The organism is Amycolatopsis sp. NPDC003861 (assembly GCF_053605405.1).
Window position 1 is genome coordinate 1 of the sequence record NZ_JBSGJD010000434.1, and the last position, 4243, is coordinate 4243.

5 protein-coding genes are annotated in these 4243 nt (G+C 70.7%); 3 read left to right on the forward strand and 2 right to left on the reverse strand.

From position 1 onward, the window contains the following. Window positions 1-12 precede the first annotated feature (12 nt). Window positions 13-621 carry a Clp protease N-terminal domain-containing protein gene (locus tag ACWEVN_RS46775; protein WP_452055574.1) on the forward strand — a complete coding sequence of 203 codons (609 nt, stop codon included), beginning with the start codon at window positions 13-15 and terminating at the stop codon, window positions 619-621. 7 nt (window positions 622-628) lie between these two features. On the opposite strand, the gene ACWEVN_RS46780 is transcribed toward ACWEVN_RS46775, so the two are convergent. Both ACWEVN_RS46780 and ACWEVN_RS46785 read right to left on the reverse strand, forming a co-directional pair. Continuing rightward, window positions 629-1435: an NAD-dependent epimerase/dehydratase family protein gene (locus ACWEVN_RS46780; protein WP_449685585.1), complete on the reverse strand. Its 807-nt coding sequence runs from the start codon at window positions 1433-1435 to the stop codon at window positions 629-631. Window positions 1436-1458: 23 nt separating this feature from the next. Further along, the gene (locus ACWEVN_RS46785) at window positions 1459-2271 is read right to left on the reverse strand and encodes an IclR family transcriptional regulator (RefSeq protein ID WP_449685586.1); all 813 of its coding nucleotides are present in this window, start codon (window positions 2269-2271) and stop codon (window positions 1459-1461) included. 153 nt (window positions 2272-2424) lie between these two features. On the opposite strand from ACWEVN_RS46785, the gene ACWEVN_RS46790 reads away from it, so the two are divergent. Then, the gene (locus ACWEVN_RS46790) at window positions 2425-3933 is read left to right on the forward strand and encodes a sodium:solute symporter family protein (RefSeq protein WP_449685587.1); all 1509 of its coding nucleotides are present in this window, start codon (window positions 2425-2427) and stop codon (window positions 3931-3933) included. 49 nt (window positions 3934-3982) lie between these two features. Beyond that, window positions 3983-4243: dihydrodipicolinate synthase family protein (locus ACWEVN_RS46795; protein WP_452055573.1), on the forward strand; the 261-nt coding region annotated here is incomplete at its 3' end.

Sequence of the window (4243 nt, forward strand, 5' to 3'; positions counted from 1 at the left end):
GGAGGGCCGCCGCTGGGACTCGCCGAGGGCCCGCCGTCAGGAGTCGCCGGAGGTCCGCCGCCGGGACTTGCCGAAGGTCCGCCGCCCGGGCTCGGGGATGTCGAGCGGGCCGTGCGGCGGGCGGCCCCGGACGGCGCCGGCGCGGCCGCCGACCGGGAAGCGCTCGCCGTGCTCGGCGTCGACCTCGGGCCGCTGCCGGGTGCCCTCGCGGACCGGCCGCCCGCCAAGGAGTTCCTGCTGCCACTCGGAGCCGGGAGGGCCCGGCGGCGGTGCGCCCGGGCGGTGCCGCCGATCGGCCTGGACCTCCAAGCCGCCTACGGCGCGTCCCTGCGGCTGGCGCTCGCCCGCCGGGAACGCCGGCACCGCGTCGAACACCTTGCCCTGGCGCTCGTTGCGCTCGATCCCGGCGCCGACTGGGTGTTGCGCGCTGTCGGAGCCGACCGGGCAGAGGTGCTCGCCCGCCTCGCCGCCGCGTTCCCGCCGCCGCGGCGCAACCGGCTGTTGCAGGCCGAACGGCGGGTCGGGTGCCGGGCCCGGTGTCGTGACATCGTGCGCCGGTACCAGCACACGACGGGCCGGATGGCGATGGCGCCGTCGGTGCTGGCCGCGCTGGTGCATTGAGGCGGGGTCAGAGCGGGTTGAACACTCCCAGGGGTGCCGTGCAGAACGGGCCTCCGACGTACTCGGCCGCCGGGCCGGTCGGTGCCGGCTTGTCCGCCAGCTGGTCCGCGTACACCTCCGCGTCGTCCAACGACTTGTAGCCCAAGGCTTCCGCCTCCTCGAGCGAGTAGATCCGGCGCGTGTTGTCCGAGACGCCCCAGATCAGGCGGTAGCCCGGCGACGGCGCCGCCAGGCACGCCTCGAACAGGCGCGCGCCGTCGTCCGGGGACAGCCAGGTCGTCAAGCCGCGCGGGCCCAGCGGCAACGGTGTCTCGAAGCACGAGCCGATGCGGATCACGATCACGTCCATGCCGAACCGGGAGTGGTACAGGCTCCCCAGCGCCTCGATCGCCGCCTTCGAGACGCCGTAGTACGTGTCCGGGCGCGGGGACGAGTCCGCCGGGAGGTCGGAATCCACCCTGCGGAAGCCGACCGCGTGGTTGCTCGACGCCAGGATCACGCGGGTGATCCCGGCCGCGCGCGCCGCCTCCAGGACCGTCTGCGTCCCGTTGATGTTGACGTCGAGGGTGGCCTCCCACGAGTTCTCGCGGCTGTGCCCGCCCAGGTGGATCAGCGCGTCGACGCCTTCACACGCCGCCGCCATCGCCGCCGGGTCGGTCACCGACGCCGTCACGACCTCTTCGGACTCGTCCGAAGCCGTCTGCGGGGCCAGGTCGAGCAGGCGCAGCACCCGGCCTGGGCGCCGCAAGCGGGGCCGCATCAGGGTGCCGACGACACCCGCCGACCCGGTGATGAGCACGCGCTGGTCCGTCATGGGGTTCCTCTCGCACAGAAGGGTTAACGGATGCCGGCCCGGCGCAGCTGCTGGCCGAGCTCGGCGGTGGTCTCGGCGAGCAGCTCGCCGACGCGGCGGGCGTCGTCGTCGCTCACCTGGGCGATGGGCATCGAGCAGCTGATCGCGTCGGTGCCCGGGATGCGGTAGGGGATCACCGCGGCGACGCACCGGACCCCCAGCGTGCCTTCCTCGACCTCGGCGGCGTACCCGCGCTCGCGCGTCGCGGCGCACTCGGCGTGCAGGCCTTCGAGCGTGGTGATGGTGTTCGGGGTCAGCGCGGTCAGCGTCGGCGGCATCAGCGCTTCGATCTCGTCGTGCGTCAGCTCGGCCAGCAGCGCCTTGCCCAGCGCGGTCGCGTGCGCGGGCAGCGTGCGCCCGACGCGGGAGACCAGGTGCGTCGACCGTTGCGACTCGCGCGTCTCCAGGTAGACGACCTCGGTGCCGTTGCGGCGCGCGAAGTGCGCCGTGAAGCCGGTCTTCTCGCGGATGCGCTCCAGCGCCTCGGTGGCGAACGGGACGACGGCGTCGCGGTCCAGGTACGCCGTGCCGCAGATCAGCGCGCGGACGCCGAGGCGGTAGCGGGCGGTGTTCGTGTCGGCTTCCAGCCAGCCGGCCTCCAAGAGCGTCCTCAACAGGCCGTGCAGCGACGAGCGCGGGAAGCCGGTGCGCGCGTGCAGGTCCGACAGGGACAGCCAGACGTCGTTCGCCGCGAACGTCTCGATGAGGTCGACGGCCCGGCGTGCGGATTTGACGCCCGAGGACTCCGAGGCGGGGGCACCGTCGGCTGCCGCCGGGTTGTCCACCTTCTGCGGCATTTGTGCTCCTCCGTCCGGCCGTTGACTTGTGACCCCGGCCATATTAGCGTCCCGAACAACGTTCTTATGGATGAACATAATCACTATAACAGACTCCGTTCATAGATGTGAACAGCAAGACCGCATCGACGTGGACGCGGAAGGGAGCCTGCGGTGCACGCACTCGACTGGACGATGATCTGCGCGTACTTCGCGCTGATGATCGTGATCGGCTGGTGGTCGCACAAGAGGATCAGCGACGTGAAGGACTTCTTCACCGCCGGTGGCCGGATGCCGTGGTGGCTGGCCGGCATCTCGCACCACATGTCCGGCTACAGCGCCGTGCTCTTCGTCGCGTACGCGGGCGTTGCGTACACCACCGGCGTCACCGTGTACTTCTGGGGCTTCGCCAGCATCGGCATCGGCGTGGGCATCGGCAGCTGGCTGTTCGCCGCGCGCTGGAACCGGTTGCGTTCGAAGCTCGGCGTCGCCTCGCCGCTGGAGTACCTGGCCAAGCGGTACAATGTGCCGACGCAGCAGGCGCTCGCCTGGAGCGGCAGCCTGCTGAAGATCTTCGACATCGCGGCCAAGTGGTTCGCCGTCGCGACGCTGCTGCACGTCTTCGCCGGCCTGGACTACAACCTCGGCATTCTCATCACCGGCGCGGTCACCCTGGTCTACTGCACCATCGGCGGCCTGTGGGCCGACGCGCTCACCGACTTCGGCCAGTTCGTCATCCAGGCCATCGCCGCGATCGTGATGATCGTGGTGGTGCTGGGCAAGCTGGGCGGCATCTCGGCGCTCTGGACGATGTGGGACAAGCTGCCCGAAGGCCACGTCGACCCGGTGACGTCCAAGTACACCACCATCTTCCTGCTCGTCTACGTGCTGGTGAAGACGCTGGAGTACAACGGAGGCATGTGGAACCTGGCGCAGCGGTACATGGCCGCGCCGAACACCCACGAGGCCAAGCGGGGTGCGCGGCTTTCGTCCGCGCTGTACCTGTTGTGGCCGCTGGTGCTGATGTTCCCGATGTTCGCCGCGCCGCTGCTCATCCCCGGCATCAAGGACCCGACGCAGTCCTACGCGATCATGACCACGACGTTCCTGCCGCCGGGCCTGATCGGCCTGGTGCTGGCCGGCATCTTCTCGCACACCATGGCGATGGTCTCCTCCGACGCCAACGCCATCTCCGCGGTGATCACCCGCGACATGATCCCGGCGATGTTCCGCCGCGCCCGGCAGTGGACCGACGTCCAGGGCCTCAAGGCGGCCCGGATCACCACGGTCGTGTTCGTCGCGCTGACCATGCTCGTGGCCACCCAGGCGCAGAACCTCGGCGGCGTGCTGCAGATCGTCGTCAACTGGGTCGCCGCGCTGATGGGCCCGATCTCGATCCCGCTGCTGCTGGGCATGCTGCCGTGGTTCCGCAAGTGCGGCCCGCGCGCGGCGCTGATCTCCTGGGCGGGCGGCCTGATCGACTACGCGCTGGTGTACTACGTCTTCAAGGCGAACCAGACCGTGCTCGTCGCCACCCCGATCCTCGTTTCGCTCGCGCTCTACATCGGCCTCGGACTGCTCGCCCCCGAGCGCAGCGCGGCCGCCGATGAGATCGTCGACACCGTGAACACCGCCGACGACGACGTCGACCGCAAGCAGGAAGGCACGACCGTGCCCGCCTGACGCAGGCCACACCCGGCCGAACCGAAAAAGGACGAGAGAGCGGAAACTGATGGCACAGAACGAGATCGAGCTGGACGGCCTGCTGGCGTTCCCCCTCACCCCGTTCACCGAGGACCTCGAGGTCAACCTCGACGCGCTCGCGGAGAACGTGGAGAGCCACATCGCGGCGGGCGCCGGTGCGCTGTTCGTCGCGTGCGGCACCGGCGAGTTCAGCTCGCTCTCGCCCGCCGAGGTCACCTCGGTGCTCACCCGGGCCCGGGAGGTGGCCGACGGCCGCGTCCCGGTCTGGGTGGGCGCCGGGGGCGGCGCG